Raw genomic sequence first — 20,883 nt, 5'->3', positions numbered from 1 at the left:
CCGGTGGTGGGGCCATTCGGCGGCAGCCGCCATGACGTGCGACGATGTGCGGCATGTCGCAGCCGCCCCCCGATCGGAGCAGCGCCCCGCCGCCTCCGCGCCCCGACGCGTCCATGTCGCTGCTGACCACGGTCATGGAGCACAGCCTCGACGAGGGGTACGCCGAGGCGTCGGCGCGGCGCGAGGCCGAGGGCCGCAGCGGCATGCCCCGCACGCTCAAGTCGAAGCTGGGCCTCGCGGCCGGACTCGTGCTGGCCGCCCTGGTGGTGACGCTGGGCGCGGCCGAGGCGCGGGTCGCCGCCCCCGTCGTCGCCAAGGAGCGCGAGGAGCTCATCGCCCGCGTCAACGCGGAGACCGACTCGGCCGACGCTCTGGAGGCCGACGTCGAGGAACTGCGCAAGGACGTCGGCGAGCGCCAGCGCAAGGCACTTGAGGAGCACGGCGGGGACCAGGGCGGTCTGGTCGCCCTGCTGTCGGGAGCGACGCCCGTCGAGGGTCCCGGGATCGAACTGGTCGTGGACGACGCGGAGAACACCGACCAGGGCGGCGGAGGCCCCCGGGAGTCGACCGGCTTCGCCGACACCGGGCGGGTGCGCGACCGCGACATGCAGCGGGTCGTCAACGGCCTCTGGCAGTCCGGAGCCGAGGCCGTCGCCATCAACGGGCAGCGGCTGACGGCCCTCTCCGCCATCCGCGCGGCCGGCGACGCCATACTGGTCGACAACAGGCCGCTGGTGCCGCCGTACACGGTGCTGGCGGTGGGGGACGCCGCGAAGCTCGCCTCCGCGTTCCGGGACAGCGCGGACGGCCAGTACCTCCAGGCGCTGCACGAGAGCTTCGGCATCCGCACCAGCCTCTCGGAGCGGAAGCGGGTGCGCCTGCCGGCCGCGCCGAGCCTGATCGTACGCACAGCAGAGCCTCGGGCCGCAGACACGGGAAGTGGTGCGGCAGACACAGGGAAGGGCACATCGTGATCGCCGTACTGGGCCTCGTCGTGGGAGTCGTGGTCGGACTGTTGGTCCGGCCCGAAGTACCGGCGGTGGTCGAGCCCTACCTGCCGATCGCCGTCGTTGCCGCGCTCGACGCCGTCTTCGGCGGTCTGCGCGCCATGCTCGACGGGATCTTCGTCGACAAGGTCTTCGTGGTCTCGTTCCTCTCGAACGTCGTGGTGGCCGCGCTCATCGTCTTCCTCGGTGACAAGCTCGGCGTCGGCGCGCAGCTCTCCACGGGCGTGGTCGTCGTCCTCGGTATCCGTATCTTCTCCAACGCCGCGGCGATCCGCCGGCACGTCTTCCGGGCCTGACGCCGATGACCGACGAAGAGCACCCCCGCATTCCGGGACGCGGCGGCGCGCTGCCGCCCGAAGTCCCCACACCGCCCCCGGCGGCCGCCCCCGCGCCGAAGGACCCGTCGGACGGGCGCCGGCGCCTGCTGGCCGGCCTGTGGCCTCCACGGGTCACCAGGGCCCAACTCGTCGTGGCGCTCCTGCTGTTCGTCCTGGGGCTGGGTCTGGCCATCCAGGTCAGGTCGAACAGCGACAACAGCGCGTTGCGCGGCGCCCGCCAGGAGGACCTGGTCCGTATCCTCGACGAACTCGACAACCGGACCCAGCGCCTGGAGGACGAGAAGCAGCGCCTCGACGACCAGCGCACGGAGCTGGAGAACAGCTCCGACCAGGCGGAGGAGGCCCGTAAGCAGACCCTGGAGAAGGAGCGTCAGCTCGGCATCCTGGCCGGCACGGTGGCGGCTCACGGACCGGGCATCACCCTGACCGTCAGCGACCCGGCCAAAGCCGTGAAGGCCGATATGCTCCTTGACGCCATCCAGGAGCTGCGCGCGGCGGGTGCGGAGGCGATCGAGGTCAACGGAGTGCGGGTGGTGGCCAATACATACTTCTCCGGTGACGGGGGAGAACTGAGCGTCGACGGCCGTAGGATCCGGGCCCCGTACGAGTTCGAGGTCATCGGCAAGCCGCAGGACCTCGAACCGGCTCTCAACATCCCCGGCGGGGTCGTGCAGACATTGGAGAAGGAGCAGGCGACGGCAGAGGTGACGCGCTCCGAGGACATCGTCATCGACGCCTTGCGACCTGCGAAGCAGCCTGACTACGCTCGGTCGTCGTCACCGTGAGGGCGTCGCGTACGGCGCCCGGAGGACACGGGGCAGAGGTAGCGGGGGGTCGCCGCATCGGATCGGTGACGCGTGGTGGAAACTGTCGGAAGGATACGGACGTTGTGAGGATGTCCGGGTCGGCAGGTGTGTTCGTTCAGGGTTCGTCCTGCCCCACGGGCGGGTCTATTTCGGTCAAGGGGAAACGCCCGTGAAGTTGTTTGCGAAGTTGTTCGGCAAGAGCTCCCGCGAGGACAGCGCCGGCGCTGCCCGCCACCGTGCTCAGCGGCAGGGTCAGGGAGCCGATGAGCAGGGCTCGGAGCGCCCGCTCTTCCGCGACGAGGTGCCGGGAGGGCCCGGCGCGTCGTCTGTTGACCCCCACGGTGCCGGCCGCATAGGTTTCGGGGACTCAACAGCCTCAAGTTCGGGTGGAGGGTTTGCCTCCGCCCCGGAGGGCTCGGCCATGGCGGTTTGTACGAGGTGCGGGCACCGCAATGCCGCGGACAGTCGTTTCTGCTCCAACTGCGGCGCGCCGCTCAGGGGCGGGGTGCCCGAGCGTGCCTCGGAGACGACCTCGACCATCTCGATCTCCGGTATCGAGGCGTACGAGGCCGAGGCGACGGGCCAGACGGCCCTGCCCTCCCTCTCGCCGGAGGCACAGGCCGCCGTCGACGCCCTGCCGGCCGGTTCCGCGCTCCTCGTGGTGCGCCGGGGGCCCAACTCCGGCAGCCGCTTCCTGCTGGACGGCGACCTGACCACGGCCGGCCGCCACCCGCAGAGCGACATCTTCCTCGACGACGTGACCGTGTCGCGGCGTCATGTGGAATTCCACCGGAGCCCGGACGGTAGCTTCACCGTGGGCGACGTCGGCAGCCTCAACGGCACCTACGTCAACCGTGAGCGGATCGATTCCGTCCCGCTGAACAACGGCGACGAAGTCCAGATCGGTAAGTACCGGCTGGTCTTCTACGCCAGCCAGCGGGGCGTGTGACCCACCCCCGGACTCCGCGTCCGGGGGGACCCCAGGAAGGGCCATGCTGCGAACACCCACAGGCGGTGCCGGACACGGCACCGCCGCCGCGGACGAGCGCGCCATGAGCATCGGCACCGTGCTGCTGCGCCTGCGTGACGAGTTCCCCGAGGTCACCATCTCCAAGATCCGCTTCCTGGAGACCGAGGGGCTCGTCGAGCCGCAGCGCACCCCCGCCGGATACCGCAAGTTCACCGCCGGTGACGTCGAGCGGCTGGCGCGGGTGCTGCGGATGCAGCGGGACCACTACCTTCCGCTCAAGGTCATCAGGGAGCACCTGGACGCGTCGGCCCGCGGGGAGCGCGTCCCGCTCCCCCCGGGCGGGCAGGGGGAGCTCGCCGACCCCGTCTGGGAACAGGACCGGGGACAGCCCACGGCCGCCCGTATCGGCCGCTCCGAGCTCCTCGCCACCGCGGAGGTCTCCGAGGACCAGCTCACCGAGTGGGAGTCCTACGGGCTGATCGCGCCCGGTCCGGGGGGCAGCTACGACGCGGAGGCGGTGACCGTGGCGCGGCTGGTGGCGGATCTGGGGCGGTTCGGTCTGGAACCCCGCCATCTGCGGGCCGTCCGGGCGGCCGCCGAGCGGGAGGCCGGACTGGTCGAACAGGTGGTCGCGCCCCTGCGCCGGCACAGGAATCCGCAGACCAGGGCCCATGCGGAGGCCACCGCCAAGGAGCTGGCCGAGCTGTCCGTACGGCTCCACGCGGCGCTCGTGCAGTCGGCCCTGAAGGTGCGTTTCCACTGAGTGCGGAGGAGCCCGACTATCCAAACACGGCGGGCACGTCCTAGGGTTGCTGTGTGAACGAGCTCGACGTTGTGGGTGTCCGGGTGGAAATGCCTTCCAACCAGCCGATCGTGCTCCTGCGTGAAGTGGGAGGCGACCGGTACCTCCCGATCTGGATCGGCCCTGGGGAAGCGACCGCGATCGCCTTCGCCCAGCAAGGCATGGCTCCGGCCAGGCCACTGACCCATGATCTCTTCAAGGATGTGCTCGAAGCCGTCGGCCAGGAGCTCACCGAGGTCCGCATCACGGACCTCAGAGAAGGGGTCTTCTACGCGGAGCTGGTCTTCGCCAGCGGGGTCGAGGTGAGCGCGCGGCCGTCCGACGCCATAGCGCTCGCCCTGCGCACCGGCACGCCGATCTACGGCAGCGACGGGGTGCTGGACGACGCGGGCATCGCCATCCCCGACGAGCAGGAGGACGAGGTGGAGAAGTTCCGCGAGTTCCTCGACCAGATCTCGCCGGAGGACTTCGGTACCAACAGCCAGTGACGCGTGCGCCGGGGCGCCACCGGCGCATCCGAGAAGCCGTTCCCCGCGACCGGTCACGGGAAACCACCCTCAGGGGGAATATCACTCGGCGTGCCGAGTGTGGCGATCGTTGACGCACCCCTGGTGACTGCCTACCTTCGAGAGGGCAGGTCAAGGACGGAGGTCGGCGTGAGAAGCAGCGGCGACGGTACGGCTGCGGGCGGGTTGTACCGGCAGCACGGCAGTGCGGCCGACCGGGCCATCGGACAGCCGGTGACGCCGGCGGTGGTGGTGGCGGACGGTGTGGCAACGGCGGACGGCATCGGGTACCGGGGGCCCACGGCCTGCGCGGCGGCCGGGATCACCTACCGGCAGCTCGACTACTGGGCGCGTACGGGGCTGGTGGAGCCGAGCGTGCGTCCGGCCTACGGGTCGGGGACACAGCGCCTCTACAGTTTCCGGGACGTGGTGCTCCTCAAGATCGTCAAGCGGTTCCTGGACACGGGCGTCGCTCTCCAGAACATCCGCACCACGGTCCAGCACCTCAGGGCGCGCGGATTCACGGATCTGGAGCGGATGACCCTCATGAGCGACGGGGCGACGGTCTACGAGTGCTCCTCGCCCGACGAGGTCGTCAACCTCCTCCAGGGCGGCCAGGGGATCTTCGGGATCGCCGTCGGCGTCGTCTGGCGGGACGTGGACGTGGCCCTCTCCCAGCTGCACGGGGAGCGGGTGGACACGGGGGAGACGCTCGTCGGGCACAACCCGGCCGACGAGCTGGCGCGGCGCCGCAACCGCGCCGTATGAGGCGAGTGCCGGTGCCCCTCACGGCGCCGGCACGGACCGGTTGTCAGTGGCGTAGGGCAGCATCGGTGGTGTGAGAGCAGCGCCCACCATCCTGCATCTGGACATGGATGCCTTCTACGCCTCCGCCGAGCAGGCGGCGAAGCCCAGTCTGCGCGGCAAGCCGGTGGTGGTGGGCGGTCTGGGCACGCGCGGCGTGGTCGCCACCGCGTCCTACGAGGCCCGGCGTTTCGGGGTGCACTCGGCGATGCCGATGGCCCAGGCCAGGCGCCTGGCGCCGAACGCCGCCTATCTGGTGCCCCGCTTCGCGCTCTACCGGACGGTCAGCGACCAGGTGATGGAGCTGCTGGGGCGGCTGTCCCCGCTGGTGGAGCCGCTGAGCCTGGACGAGGCGTTCGTGGACCTGGAGGCCGGAGGGGTCGCCGACGACTCCCGCTCCGCGCGGGCGATCGGCGAGCAGCTGCGCCTCGTCATCCGGGCCGTCACCGGTCTCAGCGGATCGGTGGGGCTCGCCGGATCGAAGATGCTGGCCAAGATCGCCTCGGAGGAGGCCAAGCCGGACGGGCTGCTGCTCATCGAGCCGGGCACCGAGCGTGAGCTGCTCGCCCCCATGTCCGTACGGATCCTGCCGGGGGTCGGCCCGGCCACCGGCGATCATCTCAGACGTGCCGGGATGACGGTGGTCCACGACCTCGTCGAGGCGGGCGAGGCGGAGCTCGTGCGCCTGCTGGGCCGGTCCCACGGGGCCGCCCTGCACCGCATGGCCCTCGGTCACGACGACCGGCCCGTCGTCGCCGAGCGCGACGCCAAATCGGTGTCGGTGGAGGACACCTTCGACGTGGACCTGCACGACCGGGTGCGGGTCCGTACGGAGGTCGAGCGGCTGGCCGGCCGGTGTGTGGGGCGGCTCAGAGGCGCGGGACGGTCGGGCCGGACGGTCGTGCTGAAGGTGCGCCGCTACGACTTCTCGACGCTGACCCGGTCCGAGACCCTGCGCGGGCCCACCGACGATCCCGTGGTGGTCAGGGAGGCGGCCGCCCGGCTGCTGGAGGCCGTCGACACCACCGGGGGCGTACGGCTGCTCGGGGTGGGGGTCACGGGGCTGGCGGACTTCACCCAGGAGGATCTGTTCGCGCAGGCCGCGGACGCGAGAGAGGCCGAGGACGCCCGGCAGGCCGCCGACGCCCGGAAAGCCGCCGAGGCGGAGCGGAGCGGGGACGACGGGCCGGACGCCGAGGAGCCGCCGGCCGGTGACCAGGCGGGCGCTCCGGCCCCGGACGGGCCGGGCTCGGGCTCCGGGGAGCCGGAGACCCGGCGGTGGTCCGCCGGGCACGACGTGCGGCACGAGGTCCACGGGTACGGCTGGGTGCAGGGCAGCGGCGTCGGACGGGTCACCGTGCGGTTCGAGGAGCCCGATTCGGCGCCCGGCCGGGTGCGTACGTTCCGGACCGACGACCCACGTCTGCGCCCGGCCGACCCGCTCCCGCTGGTGCGCGAGCCAGCGGACTACTCCTCGTGGCCGGCCAGCTTGCCGAAGTCCCTGTCCGGGGCGGGGGTGGCGGACGAGGCCGAGTCCAGCCCGTAGTGGCGGTAGAGCTGCAGCTCCTGCTCGGGCGAGAGGTGGCGGCCGACACCGAAGTCGGGCGCGTCCTTGATCAGGGCGCGGTCGAAGGGGACCCGCAGCCGGCCGTCGACGAACTCGCTCGGCTCCAGCGGGACGAAGGCGTCCCTCGTGAAGATCCCGGTACGCACGGCGGCCCACTCGGGCGTACCGGTGGCGTCGTCGAGATAGACCTCGTCCACCGTGCCGACCTTGGCACCTGTCCGGTCGAAGGCCTTGCGGCCGATCAGGCTGCGCGGATCGATGTCGGCCTGCACGGTGCCTCCCACTGGTCACGACGGCATGGGCGTGGTCGCTGCTGCTCCACAGGCACTACGAAAGGCCAGAACCGGGGGTTCGGCCACTCGAGACTGCCGATCCCGGCCCGCTGGTAGGCTGGAAGCGGCTGCCGACCCCGTGCGGGAGAGTCCTCCGGTGAAGGTGTCCGGAGGCGCCGAAGGAGCAACTCCTCCCCGGAATCTCTCAGGCCCCCGTACCGCACGGACGAAGCCACTCTGGAAAGCAGGGCGGGATCCCGGACCGGCACGCGTGCCGGGACGAGCCCGGCCTCACCGACGGTGAAAACCGGCGCGCCGCGGGGCGGGCCGGTGAAGCTCTCAGGTCGAGATGACAGAGGGGGAGGCCGTCCGGGCAGCCACGCCGTGGTGCCCCTCGCAGGTCGTGACAGACCAGGAGGCCTCCATCATGACCCCCCGCCGCACGCCGCTCTCCCAGCTGGAGCAGGGCATCCCCTTCGAGCAGCGCCACATCGGGCCCGACGCCGAGGCCCAGGCGAAGATGCTCGCGCAGGTCGGCTACGGCTCCCTCGACGAGCTGACCGCCGCCGCGGTGCCCGATGTGATCAAGAGCGCCGAGGCACTGAACCTCCCCGGGGCGCGCACCGAGGCCGAGGTCCTGGCGGAGCTCCGGCGCCTCGCCGACCGCAACCAGGTGCTGACCCCGATGATCGGGCTCGGCTACTACGGCACGTTCACCCCGCCCGTGATCCTGCGCAACGTCATGGAGAACCCGGCCTGGTACACGGCCTACACGCCGTACCAGCCGGAGATCTCCCAGGGCCGGCTCGAGGCCCTGCTGAACTTCCAGACCGTGGTGGCCGACCTCACCGGGCTGCCCACCTCCGGGGCCTCCCTGCTCGACGAGGGCACCGCCGCCGCCGAGGCCATGGCCCTGGCCCGGCGGGTGGGCAAGGTGAAGGACGGCGTCTTCCTGGTCGACGCCGACACCCTGCCGCAGACCGTCGCGGTGCTCCGGACCCGCGCCGAACCGACCGGCGTCGAGGTGGTCGTCGCCGACCTGTCCGAGGGCATCCCCGCCGACGCGGCCGCTCGCGGCGTCTTCGGTGTGCTGCTCCAGTACCCGGGTGCCTCCGGAGCCGTACGCGACCTCAAGCCGGTCATCGACGAGGCCCACGGACTGGGCGCGATCGTCACCGTGGCCGCCGACCTGCTGGCCCTGACGCTGCTCACCTCGCCCGGTGAGCTGGGCGCCGACGTCGCCGTGGGCACCACCCAGCGCTTCGGTGTGCCGATGGGCTTCGGCGGACCCCACGCCGGCTTCATGGCCGTGCGCGAGAAGTTCGCGCGCAGCCTGCCCGGACGCCTCGTCGGTGTCTCCGTGGACGCCGACGGGAACAAGGCCTACCGGCTGGCCCTGCAGACCCGCGAGCAGCACATCCGCCGCGAGAAGGCCACCAGCAACATCTGCACCGCGCAGGTGCTGCTCGCCGTCATGGCCGGGATGTACGCCGTCTACCACGGTCCCGAGGGACTGCGGACCATCGCCCGGCGTACGCACCGCTATGCCGCGATCCTGGCCGAGGGGCTGCGCGCCGCCGGTGCCGACGTCGTGCACGGCGCCTACTTCGACACGCTCACCGTGCGCGTCCCCGGCGGTGCCGCCGACGTCGTGGCGGGCGCGCGCGAGCGCGGGGTCAACCTCCGGCAGGTCGACGCCGACCACGTCTCCGTCGCCTGCGACGAGACCACCACCCGCGCCCATGTCGCCGCCGTCTGGGCGGCCTTCGGGGCGACGGGGGACATCGAGGCGCTGGACGAGCGGGCCGCCGACGCGCTGCCCGGGACCCTGCTGCGCGCGGACGAGGTCCTCACCCACCCGGTCTTCCACCAGTACCGCTCCGAGACCGCCATGCTGCGCTACCTGCGCCGCCTCGCCGACCGCGACTACGCGCTGGACCGCGGCATGATCCCGCTCGGCTCCTGCACCATGAAGCTCAACGCGACCGCCGAGATGGAGTCGATCACCTGGCCCGAGTTCGGCGCGCTGCACCCCTTCGCGCCGGCCGAGCAGGCCCAGGGCTTCCTCACCCTCATTCGCGAGCTGGAGGAGCGGCTGGCCGAGGTCACCGGCTACGACGCGGTGTCCCTCCAGCCGAACGCCGGATCGCAGGGCGAGTTCGCCGGTCTCCTGGCCGTACGCGCCTACCACCGGGCCAACGGCGACGAGGGGCGCACCGTCTGCCTCATCCCGTCGTCCGCGCACGGCACCAACGCCGCGAGCGCCGTGATGGCCGGCATGAAGGTCGTGGTCGTCAAGACCGCCGACGACGGTGAGGTCGACGTCGATGACCTCCGCGCCAAGATCCTCAAGCACCGCGACGAGCTCGCCGTGCTGATGATCACCTACCCCTCCACGCACGGGGTCTTCGAGGAGCACGTCGCCGACATCTGCGCCGAGGTGCACGACGCGGGCGGCCAGGTGTACGTCGACGGGGCCAACCTCAACGCCCTGGTCGGGCTCGCCAGGCCCGGCAAGTTCGGCGGCGACGTCTCGCACCTGAACCTGCACAAGACCTTCTGCATCCCGCACGGCGGCGGCGGCCCGGGGGTCGGCCCGGTCGGTGTGCGCGCCCACCTGGCCCCGTACCTGCCCAACCACCCGCTCCAGCCCGCCGCGGGCCCCGAGACGGGCGTGGGTCCGGTCTCGGCCGCCCCGTGGGGCTCGGCGGGCATCCTGCCCATCTCGTGGGCGTACGTCCGCCTGATGGGCGGCGAGGGGCTGAAGCGGGCTACGCAGGTGGCCGTGCTGGCCGCCAACTACATCGCCAAGCGTCTGGAGCCGCACTTCCCGATCCTGTACACCGGTCCGGCCGGACTCGTCGCGCACGAGTGCATCGTGGACCTGCGCCCGATCTCCAAGGCGACCGGTGTCAGCATCGACGACGTCGCCAAGCGGCTGATCGACTACGGCTTCCACTCGCCGACGATGTCGTTCCCGGTGGCCGGGACGCTGATGATCGAGCCCACCGAGAGCGAGGACCTCGCGGAGCTCGACCGGTTCTGCGACACGATGATCGCCATCCGCGGCGAGATCGAGAAGGTCGCCTCGGGCACCTGGAGCGCGGACGACAACCCGCTGTGCAACGCGCCGCACACGGCCTCCGCGCTGGGTGGCGCCTGGGAGCACTCCTACAGCCGTGAGGAGGCGGTCTTCCCGGCCGGTGTCACGCCGTCGGACAAGTACTGGCCGCCGGTCCGCCGGATCGACGGGGCCTTCGGCGACCGCAACCTGGTCTGCTCCTGCCCGCCGCTGGACGCGTACGACCGGTAGGCACCACACAGGGGGCCGGTGCGGATGTCCGCCCGTGCCGGTCCCGCCGCTTCCCGCCGGGCGAAACCCGGCGGGATCAGGCCGCCTTCAGGGTCTGACCGGCTCTCAGCGGCCGGTGCGGGGCGATGACCTGGCCGTCCGGAAGCAGCTCACCGGTGTCCTCGAAGAGCAGGACGCCGTTGCACAGCAGGCTCCATCCCTGCTCCGGGTGGTGCGCCATCAGTCGGGCGGCCTCCCGGTCGTTGGAGTCCGCGGTCGGGCAGGATGGCTGGTGCTGGCACATGGCGGGTTCTTTCGCTGCGTGGGGTCGGGTGTCCCGCGAGGTGACGGTGTGCGGCCGGGACCGCCTCCGTATCACGTCGGTCCCCACCAGTGTTGCCCTACGGGCGTCGTTCCGCAGGGATTTCGCCGCAGCTCCCGTTCTTTGTGCTCCGGCTCGTCACCCGGCCGGACGGCTCAGGGCAACTGCACTGTCCCTTCGGGTGGTTAGGGGTGACCTGAGCGGGCTAGCCCGCATGAGCCGACCGCGCCCCCGTCGTGGAGCGGACGGGGGCGCGGACCTCGGGGCGGACGGTCAGGCGGGCGAGCCGAGCAGGCCGGGCACCTCCGGGAGGCCGGGCAGCGGGGGCGGGGCGACACGCAGTGTCATGACGGGCAGCAGAGCGGCGACCGGGTGCGGGCGGTGTGCGGTGATCCCGGTGGGCGCGGGTGCCAGCGGCACGAGTACGTCGGACGGCGCGAGGCCGCCGCCGGCCGCGTCGTCCTCGGTGTCCTCGTGCAGCCACAGGGTGAGCATGTAGAGCTCGGGCACCGACAGCAGACGCGCCTGGTAGGGCGTCGTGCTCGACTCCGCCTGCCGGAGGGCGAGTTCCGTCGACGCCAGGTAGGGACCCTCGAAGAAGTGCGAGAAGGTCCAGCCGTCGGCGGTCAGGACGGTGTCCGCGGCGGCGACGGTGCGCTCACCGCCGCGGATCAGGAAGCGCCAGCCGGCGAGGCGGGTGGACGGTGCCGCGCCGACCGCCGCGATCCGGTCGAGAACATGGACGGGAAGCGGGAGTTCGGGGCTCAGCGGTCCCTGGACGGACCGGAGAGCGGGTGTGTGTGCTTCACGGACTGCGGTGGGAGAACCGAGTGCCGCGAGAACGCTGCGCAGTGCGGGCGCGGGGGCCGGGGAGACAAGCAGCGGCATGGTGGGTCGCCTCTCACTTCGGAGACACGTTGGTACATGGGCGGGTGCAGACGGCGGTGTCGGCGTGGCGGGGCCAGAGGAAGGCCGGTGACGGGCGGCCGGGCCGGTGCGTCAACTCTCTGCCCCGTGCGCAGAGTTTATACGACAAATGTTCACACGGTGTTTCGGCTACCCGCCCCGGGCATTGCCCGCAAGGTGGTTTCGAGTCTTTGAATTGCGGTGTTTCTCCGGGTTCGGGGCGGCTGCCGGTGCGTTCGCCAGGTATTTTCTCCACGCGGCGGTAGGCTGAAAACCGCCGGTGATTCCCTCGCGTGTGCCGAACCCGAGAGCGCATATGCTGCATGCCGCTGGAATGTGCCTGAGGCTTCCCCCACCAGACTACTGGGTACCGGGGAGCCGTGGAGGCGTTACGGATCACTTCCTCGGGGCATTATCGATCGTGATAAGAGCGGCCTGTGCCGCGGGCCGCCCACTCGAGGAGGGACCCTTCGATGGGTGAGAAGGTCGTGGCGGGCACCTATGACCTGTCCGATCGGCATGAGTTCCGCCGGAAGCTCACCCGGTGCCTGGAGGGCCTGGAGCGGCTCCTGGAGGACCGGAGGTTCGACCGGCCCAGAAATCTCATGGGCCTGGAGATCGAACTGAATCTCGCGGGCTCGGACGGCATGCCGAGGATGCGGAATGCGGAGGTGCTCCAGCGTATCGCCAGCCGGGATTTCCAGACGGAACTGGGGATGTTCAATCTGGAGGTGAATATCCTTCCGCACCGGCTGAGCGGCCGAGTATTCGATCAGCTCGCCGAGGAGTTGCGGACCGGTCTCGCATATGCCGACCGCAAAGCCGCCGAGGTGGACGCCGGGATCATGATGATCGGCATCCTGCCGACGCTCGGCCGCCATGACGTCGTCTCGGCGAACCTGTCGAACGTGGACCGGTACACCCTTCTCAACGACCAAATGGCGGCGGCTCGCGGCGAGGATTTCCTCCTCGATATCGAGGGCGTCGAGCGGCTGGTCTCCACCTCCGCCTCCATCGCCCCCGAATCGGCCTGCACATCCGTCCAGTTGCACCTCCAGGTGACCCCGGAGCGGTTCGCCGACGTGTGGAACGCCGCCCAGGCCGTCGCCGCGGTGCAGATCGCCCTCGGCGCCAACTCGCCCTTCCTGTTCGGCAAGGAGCTGTGGAGGGAGTCCAGGCCGCCGCTGTTCCAGCAGGCCACGGACGTTCGGCCGCCGGAGATCAGGAACCAGGGGGTGCGCCCCCGCACCTGGTTCGGGGAGCGGTGGGTCGGTTCGGCGTACGAGCTCTTCGAGGAGAACGTGCGCTACTACCCGCCGCTGCTGCCGATCTGCGACGAGGAGGACCCGCTCCAGGTACTGGCCGAGGGAGGGGCGCCCACCCTGGCCGAACTCGTCCTGCACAACGGCACCATCTACCGGTGGAACCGCCCGGTGTACGGGCTCGCCGACGGCGTCCCCCATCTGCGGGTGGAGAACAGGGTGCTGCCCGCGGGGCCCACGGTCGTCGACGTGATCGCCAACGCCGCCTTCTACTACGGGCTGGTACGGGCGCTGGCCGACGAGTCGCGGCCGGTGTGGACCAGGCTGCCCTTCGAGGCCGCAGCGGAGAACTTCGACACCGCGTGCCGCCACGGCATCGACGCCGAGCTGCTGTGGCCGCGCCCCGGACGTTCGGGCGGCGTGGCCACGGTGCCGGCCGTCAAGCTGGTGCGCGACGAGCTGCTGCCGCTGGCCGCCGCCGGGCTGGACGCCTGGAACATCGAACCGGCGGACCGGGACCTGTATCTGGGGGTGATCGAGCAGCGCTGCCGGCGCCGGGTCAACGGCGCCTCCTGGCAGGCCGGGACCTACCACCGGGCACGGGAGGCGGGGCTCGACCGGAAGGGCGCGCTGGCGGCCACCACCCGGCGCTACGGCGATCTGATGCAGACGGGGGAGCCGGTCCACACCTGGCCGGTCGGCTTCCCGGCCCGTTGACGGCCTCCGGGGCTGATGCCGGCGTCCCCGGTGTCGGGGCGGACCACGGGCGTCGGGCAAGCTAGGGGCCGGCCCGTCAAGGGCCACGGGACAGCCCTCAGGGGCTACGGGAGAGCCCTCAGGGCCGGGTGCGGCATCCGGACGCGACCCTGACGGCGGATGTACGGGTGGAGGCAAAGCGCGTGGCGGGAACCATTGCTCACGAGGGGGTTTCGCGGCGGACACTGGGGTCGGAGACCGTGCTGGTGCTGGCCCTCTCGCTCGGGGCCAGCGGGGTGTCCGCGCTCATCAGCTTCATCGGCTCGCTGACGAAACCGGGCGGCCTGAAGGACCAGGCCACGACGCTGAACGGTTCGTACGCCCCCGGGCGGCCGTGGCTGGACCTCGCCTGGCAGCTGTTCGGCATGACCACGGTGCTGGTGCCGGTGGCGCTCGTCGCCCATCTGCTGATGCGGGAGGGAGCCGGACTGCGGACGCTCGGGTTCGACCTGACCCGCCCCCGGCCGGACCTCGTGCGCGGGACGCTGGTCGCGGCGGGGATCGGGAGTGCCGGGCTGGCCTTCTACCTCGTGGCGCGGGCAGGCGGGTTCAACCTGACGGTGGTGCCGGAGGCGCTGCCCGAGGTGTGGTGGAAGTTTCCGGTGCTGGTCCTCGCGGCGTTGAAGAACGCCGTCCTGGAGGAAGTCATCGTCGTCGGTTATCTGTTGAGGCGTCTGGGGCAGCTGGGATGGACGCCGATGGCCGCGCTGGTGGCCAGCTCGGTCCTGCGCGGCTCCTACCACCTGTACCAGGGGATCGGCGGTTTCCTCGGCAACGTGGTGATGGGTGTGGTCTTCGTGCTGCTGTACCGGCGCTGGGGACGCGTCGCCCCGCTGGTCGTCGCCCACCTCCTGCTCGACATCGGGGCGTTCGTCGGGTACGCGCTGCTCGCCGGGAAGGTGGACTGGCTGCCCCTCCCGTGAACGGCCGGCCCCTCAGAGCGCGGCCAGCAGGTCGCCCTCGACGACCGTGACCGCGTTCCCGGTCAGCCAGGTGCGCTCGCCCCGCAGCGAGGTGCGCACCAGTCCGGAACGGGCCGACGCCTGAAGGCCGGTGAGGTCCGCACGGCCGAGCCGCGCCGACCAGAACGGCGCCAGCGCGGTGTGCGCGCTGCCGGTCACCGGGTCCTCGTCGATGCCGACGCGCGGGAAGAAGCCGCGCGACACGAAGTCGTAGCCGGCGGCCGGGTCGGCGGCCACGGCCGTGGCGATGACGCCGCGCCGGGAACAGGTGGCGAGCGCGGGGAAGTCCGGCCGGAGGGCGCGTACGGCCGCCTCGTCGGCCAGCTCCACCAGGAGGTCACCGACGTTCTCCCCGGTGTCGTGGACCGAGAGCGGTGACGCGCCGAGCGCCTCCACGAGACCGGGCGGCACGGCGACGGGGGTCAGCGGCGCCGTCGGGAAGTCCAGGGTGAGGGTGCCGTCCGGCTGGGCGGTGGTACGCAGGACGCCGGACCGGCTCGCGAAACGTACCGTGCCGTCCGCGGTCCCCGTGGTGCGCAGCACGTGGGCGGTGGCGAGCGTGGCGTGCCCGCAGAGGTCCACCTCGGTGGTGGGTGTGAACCAGCGCAGCGCCCAGTCGGCCTCACCGCCCGGCGGCAGCGGGTGGGCGAAGGCCGTCTCCGACAGATTGAGCTCGGCGGCGAGGCGCTGGAGGCGGTCGGGGGCGGGGAAGGGGCCGGAGTCCAGGAGCAGGACGCCGGCGGGGTTGCCGGCGAAGGGCCGGTCGGTGAACGCGTCGACGATGCGGATCTTCATGGAGCCGACCGTAGGCGGGACGCCGGTGCCGGTCCAAGGCCAATCCCGGATGGTTGGCCTGAGGGGGCCTGGCCCCGGGGTCCCTCGGGCCGCCGGGCGGTTCTGGCGCCGTGCGGCCCGCTCGCCGGCTGCCGGAAGTCATGTCCGGCGCGGTACGGCTCCGTTCTGCCGGCGGTAGAGGTCGCGCAGCAGGGAGATCTCGGCGCCGTGATGGATCAGCTCCCTGTTGACGTGCAGGACCCTGTTCTCCATGGGAAACCGCTCGGGACCCACCGTGGGCGGACGGTCCAGGTCGGCGTCCGAGAGCTCGCGGACCCCCGCGTTCCATCTCCCGTACATCTCGTCGAGCTGTCCCAGTGCCTCGTCAGCGGTCCCCGCGTAGGCGAATGTTTCAGAGTCGACGTCCTGGCCCCCGAAGTACCAGCCGACCCGGTAGCCCAGGCACGAGACGACGATGTGCGCCAGCCTCCAGGCGATCGTGGTCACCGGTGGCGGTACCGGGGCAGGGGACGCGGAGTCCATCGTCCATGCCCCCGAGCCCTCCGGCATCGGTGCGGCCGACGTGCCACGTGGGCGGATGCTCCAGCAGTCACGCACCGGCTCCCAGAAGTACTCCTCGTCGGTAAGGCCGTCCAGCCGTGGCCGCAGGTTCTTGCGCCAGTACCAGTCCAACTGGTCGGCGAGCCGCTCGCTTCGTGTCATCGCCGCACACTACAGACCCGTCGAGCAGGGCGACCGTCGCTGTCTGCGGTCATCCTCCACCGGCCTTCTCCGGCCATCGATCACCACCCACGGACGCAGGTCAGTCGTTGACCTGTGCCAGTGAACGTTGATCGATTGCCACTGAAGGATGATCAACGCCAGTTTGTGCCACCGCAGGTTGATCATTCGGTGTACAGGTATAGGCGGGGACGTGGTGGGGCACCTGTCAGTGTGGTCGGTGATGGTACCCTTGCGCCGTTTGAACTGGCTTTTTCCGCCAACGGCACGTTCGTTTGCCGATCGCTGGGGCCAGCTGGGAGCGTGCCGTTCGAGGCTGTGGATCCGGTGCGGGAGTTCAGCTGGCACAAGGACGGTCACGGGTTCGCCGGCTGGTTCTACTCGTCGACGATGCGGGATCACGTGGGTTACGAGTCGTGGCTGGAACGGGACCGGCTGATCCTGCTGGACCGTGATCCGCAGGTGGTCGCGATCACCTCGCAGCCGTTCTGGCTGCACCGGCACGACGGCACACGCAAGCGTCGGCACGCTCCCGACTACTTCGTCCGATTGTCCGACGGCGGCGCCCCGCATCGTCGACGTCCGGGCCGAAGACGAGATGGATGAGGCGACGCGGGAGGGGTTCGGCGCGACAGGGCATGCCTGCCGGGCCGTGGGCTGGGAGTTCGAGTGGGCTGGCCGGCCTGAGCCCGACAGGGGTGTCGGGCCGTACGGAAGATTTCAGTGGACAGTGCTGTGACCTGGGCACTGAAATCTTCCGTACGGCGAGTCACGACGGTTCGGGCGTACTGGCTGCTTCACGACCCGGATCATGGGAGCGGTGGGTCAGCGTTTGACGCGGTTGCGGACGGCAAGGACGGCGAGGCCCAGAAGGATGGGCTCGGTGACGCGGGAGGTCATCTCGATGTAGGTGCCGGCGGTGGTCAGGTCCTGGCCGGAGGAGCGGAACACCACCGAGTTGAGGGTGACGTTCAGGGCCTTCTCGAATCGCTGGCCGCTGAATCTGTCTCCCGTGGGGTTCTGGGGCTCGTTCTTGTCGATCTCGAAGGTGACCTTGCCGCCGCCGGGTGGCACGGTGCCGGTCGCTTCCTGCTTCGGGTCGTCCTTGGGGAGCCCGAAGCCCATGAGCAGCACGATGGTCACGAGCATGGCGGCGGCGAGCCAGCCCAGGGCGCGAGAGGCGCGTAAACCGTAGCCGGACAGCAGCCAGTAGCCGTTCAGCAGCCCGTGCTCGGCACGGGTGGTATTGGCTCGGTCGTGACGGCGCATCTCCATCTCGCCGTAATAGAAATCCGCTGCTCCCGGCTCGTTCTTGCCGTCCTCGAACGCCTTGCGCAGCGCCCGGTACACGGGTGCCATTTGCGCCGGTCCGACGCGTCCGGTGCTGAACTCCGCTACGTTCCAGCCGGGGACCGCTGCTGGCTGGCTGGCACGCCAGTGGTGTTCTTCAGCGAGGGTGCGGCGCTCGGTGAATCGCACCGGTCGCCAGTGCCGCCAGGCTGTGCGTGACGGGACCTTGGCGAAGGTGCAGGCGCCCTCCAGCCTCAGCTGGTCCAGATGCACGGTCCCGGTGAACAGGCACCGTGACAGGTCGACATCGGCGAGGACCAGGTGAGCTGCGTCCACCCCACGCAGCGAGGCCATCCGCACCTTGGCGTCGGGCGCGCCGCCAAGACCCTGTTCTGCCATCGGCCCTCCGTCGGTGAGCACGAAAGGACTGGCCTCCGCCGCGATCGTCAGGGGGTACTCGAAGACCGCGTGGGCGAAGTCCACAGTGGCGTAGCGCAGACGCAGCTCAGCCGTCGCGGACCAACGGGTCCGCCGGCACTCCAGGCGGCGCGTGGCAAGCAAGAGGGTCACCGGACCGCCGAACACCGCCCCCGACAGCTGCACTCGTCCGGCACACACCAGCGGCCCGAGGCTGGCCGCCCGCTCGAAGGTCGCTGATTCGAACTTGGCGTCGCCTGTGAAGGTCGTCGACTCGAACCAGGCCTTGCCCGTGAAGGTCGCTGACTCGAACTTGGCGTCGCCGGTGAAGGTCGCCGACCTGAACCTGGCGTCGCCCGTGAAGGTCGCTGACGCGAACCCGGCATCGTCCATGAAGGTCGCCGATTCGAACCTGGCGGCGCGCTCGAAGGTAGCCCACATGAACCTGGCGTTGCCCGTGAAGGTCGCTGACTCGAACTTGGCGTCGCCTGTGAAGGTCGCTGACTCGAACTTGGCGTCGCCTGTGAAGGTCGCCGACTCGAACCAGGCGGCGCGTTCGAAGGTCGCCGACTCGAACCAGGCCATGCCCGTGAAGGTCGCCGACGCGAACCCGGCACCGTCCATGAAGGTCGCCGATTCGAACCTGGCGGCGCGCTCGAAGGTAGCCCACATGAACCTGGCGTTGCCCGTGAAGGTCGCCGACCTGAACCTGGCGTCGCCTGTGAAGGTCGCCGACTCGAACCTGGTGTCGCCTGTGAAGGTCGCCGACTCGAACCAGGCCATGCCCGTGAAGGTCGCCGACCTGAACCTGGCGTCGCCCGTGAAGGTCGCTGACGCGAACCCGGCACCGTCCATGAAGGTCGCCGATTCGAACCTGGCGGCGCGCTCGAAGGTCGCCGACGTGAACCTGGCGGTGCCCGTGAAGGTCGCCGACCCGAACCAGGCCATGCCCGTGAAGGTTGCTGACTCGAACCTGGCGTTGCCGAGCCTGGGGTGTCGAGTCGCGGGGTCGCGGAGAGCATTGAGGAGGGCATCGAGGAGGGGCTCGGTGAAGGGGGTGCCGCGGTGGTCGATGTCGGTGCCGGGGGACAGGCTGGCCAGATAGGTGTCGCGGTCGGGATCGGCCAGGTGGGCGAGACACGCGGTGTGGCCGGGGACGTGAATGCCGCGGCAGCCGACGAGGTCCTCCGGAGTGGTGCCATGGCCGCAGTGCGGCCAGTCGGGCGGAGTCAGGGAAGGGCCGGAGTTCGGGTGCGACATGCCTGTAAGACGATCGCGCACGGCCGGATGGTTGCTGGCCCGTCCTCCCGTACGGCCCGTTGCACTGAAATCTTGCGTGCAGTCTGACAAGGGGATCTATCCCACCGGCGGTCACCCTCCACTGACACAAACCTCCATGTGGTCGTCCTTGGCTGACACGAAAGATCATTGATCGCCCTGCAGCGGCAATCGATCAACGTTCACTGGCGCAGGTCAGTCGTCCCGGATTCGCCCTGCCCTTGCCAGGCGATAGCTTCCGATATATCGTTGAGGCATCGCGACAGATCAATGATGAACCGATCGATGACAGGAGTCGCGACACGACGACGAAGAGAGGAGCGCAGTCATGCGTTCACATGGACACGACCACGGACATGACCACGGTTACGGCCCCGGACCCGGACGCCGGGGCCCCGGCAGGGGGGAGTTCGAGGGCGGGCGCCCGGCCTTCGGGCCGTTCGGGCCGCCCTTCGGTGGAGGCGGACCCTTCGGGGGCGGCGGACGCGGCCGAGGGGGTGGCCGGGGGAGGGCCAGGCGCGGCGACGTGCGCGCCTCGATCCTCGCGCTGCTCAAGGACCGTTCGATGCACGGCTACGAGATGATCCAGGAGATCGGTGACCGCAGCGGCGGGGCGTGGCGGCCCAGCCCGGGTTCCGTCTACCCCACCCTCCAGCTGCTGGAGGACGAGGGGCTCATCGTCAGCGTCAGCGAGGGCGGCAAGAAGCTGTTCACGCTCACCGACGCGGGCCGTACGGAGGCCGAGTCCGGCCCCGAGGCGCCCTGGGAGGACGCGGGACGCGGTGTCGACTGGGAGAGCATGAACGAGATCCGGCAGGCCGGCTTCGGTCTGATGGAGGCGTTCGGCCAGGTCTGGAAGACCGGCTCGGCGGAGCAGCGCCAGAAGGCGCTCGCCGTGATCAACGAGTCACGCAAGAAGCTGTATCTGATCCTGGCCGACGAGAACTGACCCGTGGGCCGGGGGAGCGGCCCGGGAAGGGCCCGCGGCACCGTGCCGCGGGCCCTTCCCGGTGTGTGGGCCCGAGGCGCCGTGCTGCGGGCCCTTCCCGTGTGAGGGTGCGATCTCATCCCGGAGGATGAGGAACCACCGGTCCCGCCCACCTTTCGCGGGATGCGCGGATGGGCCGTGCTGGGGACGATTTCGTCTTTCGGCGCTGATGGAGTGGAAGGGTGCACCACCGGACGCCATGGACACCCGAACAGGCCCCGCCGAACCCCGCCGACGACGCGGCCCCGCTCACCGACGAGCTGGCCGCGGTGGCGACGGGTGCCCGCAGACGGGCGGTCCGCGACGGCGACCGGCACACCGACACGGCTCATCTCCTGCACTCCCTCGTGGAGTCCGACCCCGAGGTCCGGGAGGTGTTCGACGGCGGCCACCAACTGGCCAGGGTTCTCGGCTACCTCGTGCAGCGCAGCATCGGTTACGGCCTGCGCTGGCAGGGGACCCGGGAGGACTCGGGTGCCTTCCCCGCGCTCCGGAAGCCGGGCACGGGCACCGGGGCCTGGTCACCTTCCGCCGCCGCCGCGATCGGCCGCGCCGTCCGCACCGCCACCCTGTGCGGGCGGGCGCGCGCGGGCGGCCTGGATCTGCTCGCCGCGCTGATGGCCGATCCCCGGTGCCGCGCCGTCGAGGTGCTGGAGAGGGCGGGCGCCGACCCGGCGCTGCTCGCCGCACGCGCGGCCCACCGGCTGACCGGCGCCGACCGGACCGCGTGATCCCGGGCGGCCTTGTCGCGGACGCGTGGTCCCGGACCGCGTGGTCCCGATCGCCTGCTTCCGGGCCGCCTCGTCGCGCACCGCCTGATCCC

Annotated in this window: 20 protein-coding genes and 1 riboswitch; of the genes, 14 read left to right on the top strand and 6 right to left on the bottom strand. The window is 70.9% G+C overall.

What is annotated here, in order from left to right; all coding sequences use genetic code 11:
* Positions 1-53 precede the first annotated feature (53 nt).
* The 8 genes from B9S64_RS03525 (at position 54) to B9S64_RS03490 (ending at position 6,779) form a co-directional block, all read left to right on the top strand.
* On the top strand, positions 54-974 hold the full coding sequence (locus tag B9S64_RS03525; protein ID WP_181012336.1) for a DUF881 domain-containing protein: 921 nt from the start codon (positions 54-56) through the stop codon (positions 972-974).
* Positions 971-1,303 (top strand): small basic family protein, encoded by a 333-nt coding sequence (locus tag B9S64_RS03520; RefSeq protein ID WP_003970459.1) that lies wholly within the window; start codon positions 971-973, stop codon positions 1,301-1,303. Before B9S64_RS03525 ends, B9S64_RS03520 begins: the two co-directional genes overlap by 4 nt.
* A gap of 5 nt (positions 1,304-1,308) precedes the next feature.
* Positions 1,309-2,130 carry a DUF881 domain-containing protein gene (locus tag B9S64_RS03515; RefSeq protein ID WP_103491970.1) on the top strand — a complete coding sequence of 274 codons (822 nt, stop codon included), beginning with the start codon at positions 1,309-1,311 and terminating at the stop codon, positions 2,128-2,130.
* A 190-nt stretch (positions 2,131-2,320) separates the two neighbouring features.
* On the top strand, positions 2,321-3,100 hold the full coding sequence (locus B9S64_RS03510; RefSeq protein ID WP_103491971.1) for an FHA domain-containing protein: 780 nt from the start codon (positions 2,321-2,323) through the stop codon (positions 3,098-3,100).
* Between the two features lie 43 nt (positions 3,101-3,143).
* Complete coding sequence (locus tag B9S64_RS03505; protein ID WP_103491972.1) at positions 3,144-3,884, top strand: MerR family transcriptional regulator; 741 nt, start codon at positions 3,144-3,146, stop codon at positions 3,882-3,884.
* Between the two features lie 53 nt (positions 3,885-3,937).
* The gene (locus B9S64_RS03500) at positions 3,938-4,411 is read left to right on the top strand and encodes a bifunctional nuclease family protein (protein ID WP_006123076.1); all 474 of its coding nucleotides are present in this window, start codon (positions 3,938-3,940) and stop codon (positions 4,409-4,411) included.
* 168 nt (positions 4,412-4,579) lie between these two features.
* Positions 4,580-5,197, top strand: a complete 618-nt coding sequence (locus B9S64_RS03495; RefSeq protein ID WP_103491973.1) for a MerR family transcriptional regulator — start codon at positions 4,580-4,582, stop codon at positions 5,195-5,197.
* A gap of 70 nt (positions 5,198-5,267) precedes the next feature.
* Entirely contained in the window at positions 5,268-6,779 is a 1,512-nt protein-coding gene (locus B9S64_RS03490) for a DNA polymerase IV (protein ID WP_103491974.1), read from the top strand.
* Here the strand turns inward: B9S64_RS03490 and B9S64_RS03485 are convergent.
* Positions 6,701-7,072, bottom strand: a complete 372-nt coding sequence (locus B9S64_RS03485) for a PRC-barrel domain-containing protein (RefSeq protein ID WP_103491981.1) — start codon at positions 7,070-7,072, stop codon at positions 6,701-6,703. The genes B9S64_RS03490 and B9S64_RS03485 overlap by 79 nt on opposite strands.
* Positions 7,073-7,204: 132 nt before the next feature.
* A riboswitch (glycine riboswitch) is annotated at positions 7,205-7,303 on the top strand.
* Positions 7,304-7,499: 196 nt separating this feature from the next.
* On the opposite strand from B9S64_RS03485, the gene gcvP reads away from it, so the two are divergent.
* Entirely contained in the window at positions 7,500-10,385 is a 2,886-nt protein-coding gene (gcvP, locus tag B9S64_RS03480; protein WP_103491975.1) for an aminomethyl-transferring glycine dehydrogenase, read from the top strand.
* 76 nt (positions 10,386-10,461) lie between these two features.
* Here gcvP and B9S64_RS03475 read toward each other — a convergent pair whose 3' ends face one another.
* Positions 10,462-10,668 (bottom strand): DUF5999 family protein, encoded by a 207-nt coding sequence (locus tag B9S64_RS03475; protein ID WP_093678037.1) that lies wholly within the window; start codon positions 10,666-10,668, stop codon positions 10,462-10,464.
* Between the two features lie 291 nt (positions 10,669-10,959).
* A complete protein-coding gene (locus B9S64_RS03470) occupies positions 10,960-11,574 on the bottom strand; it encodes a hypothetical protein (protein ID WP_103491976.1) in 615 nt (204 codons plus the stop codon).
* A gap of 491 nt (positions 11,575-12,065) precedes the next feature.
* Between B9S64_RS03470 and B9S64_RS03465 the strand changes: the two genes are divergently transcribed.
* Both B9S64_RS03465 and B9S64_RS03460 read left to right on the top strand, forming a co-directional pair.
* Complete coding sequence (locus B9S64_RS03465; protein WP_103491977.1) at positions 12,066-13,571, top strand: glutamate-cysteine ligase family protein; 1,506 nt, start codon at positions 12,066-12,068, stop codon at positions 13,569-13,571.
* Between the two features lie 182 nt (positions 13,572-13,753).
* Positions 13,754-14,533, top strand: a complete 780-nt coding sequence (locus B9S64_RS03460; RefSeq protein ID WP_103491982.1) for a CPBP family intramembrane glutamic endopeptidase — start codon at positions 13,754-13,756, stop codon at positions 14,531-14,533.
* 12 nt (positions 14,534-14,545) lie between these two features.
* Here B9S64_RS03460 and B9S64_RS03455 read toward each other — a convergent pair whose 3' ends face one another.
* Positions 14,546-15,367: a PhzF family phenazine biosynthesis protein gene (locus B9S64_RS03455; RefSeq protein ID WP_103491978.1), complete on the bottom strand. Its 822-nt coding sequence runs from the start codon at positions 15,365-15,367 to the stop codon at positions 14,546-14,548.
* 138 nt (positions 15,368-15,505) lie between these two features.
* Positions 15,506-16,069 carry a DinB family protein gene (locus B9S64_RS03450; RefSeq protein WP_103491979.1) on the bottom strand — a complete coding sequence of 188 codons (564 nt, stop codon included), beginning with the start codon at positions 16,067-16,069 and terminating at the stop codon, positions 15,506-15,508.
* A 321-nt stretch (positions 16,070-16,390) separates the two neighbouring features.
* On the opposite strand from B9S64_RS03450, the gene B9S64_RS35485 reads away from it, so the two are divergent.
* Positions 16,391-16,693 (top strand): TnsA-like heteromeric transposase endonuclease subunit, encoded by a 303-nt coding sequence (locus tag B9S64_RS35485; protein ID WP_375153025.1) that lies wholly within the window; start codon positions 16,391-16,393, stop codon positions 16,691-16,693.
* Positions 16,694-16,912: 219 nt separating this feature from the next.
* Here B9S64_RS35485 and B9S64_RS03440 read toward each other — a convergent pair whose 3' ends face one another.
* Positions 16,913-18,922, bottom strand: a complete 2,010-nt coding sequence (locus tag B9S64_RS03440) for a pentapeptide repeat-containing protein (RefSeq protein WP_375153038.1) — start codon at positions 18,920-18,922, stop codon at positions 16,913-16,915.
* 478 nt (positions 18,923-19,400) lie between these two features.
* Between B9S64_RS03440 and B9S64_RS03435 the strand changes: the two genes are divergently transcribed.
* Both B9S64_RS03435 and B9S64_RS03430 read left to right on the top strand, forming a co-directional pair.
* Positions 19,401-20,021 carry a PadR family transcriptional regulator gene (locus B9S64_RS03435; protein ID WP_028443109.1) on the top strand — a complete coding sequence of 207 codons (621 nt, stop codon included), beginning with the start codon at positions 19,401-19,403 and terminating at the stop codon, positions 20,019-20,021.
* Positions 20,022-20,242: 221 nt separating this feature from the next.
* Positions 20,243-20,791 carry a Clp protease N-terminal domain-containing protein gene (locus B9S64_RS03430; protein ID WP_103505293.1) on the top strand — a complete coding sequence of 183 codons (549 nt, stop codon included), beginning with the start codon at positions 20,243-20,245 and terminating at the stop codon, positions 20,789-20,791.
* Positions 20,792-20,883 lie beyond the last annotated feature (92 nt).

The sequence above is a fragment of the Streptomyces sp. SM18 genome (assembly GCF_002910775.2).
In the GTDB taxonomy this organism is placed as follows: domain Bacteria; phylum Actinomycetota; class Actinomycetes; order Streptomycetales; family Streptomycetaceae; genus Streptomyces; species Streptomyces halstedii.
The sequence above is the reverse complement of the archived record's forward strand: the minus strand, read 5'-3'. Positions and strand labels throughout refer to the sequence as shown.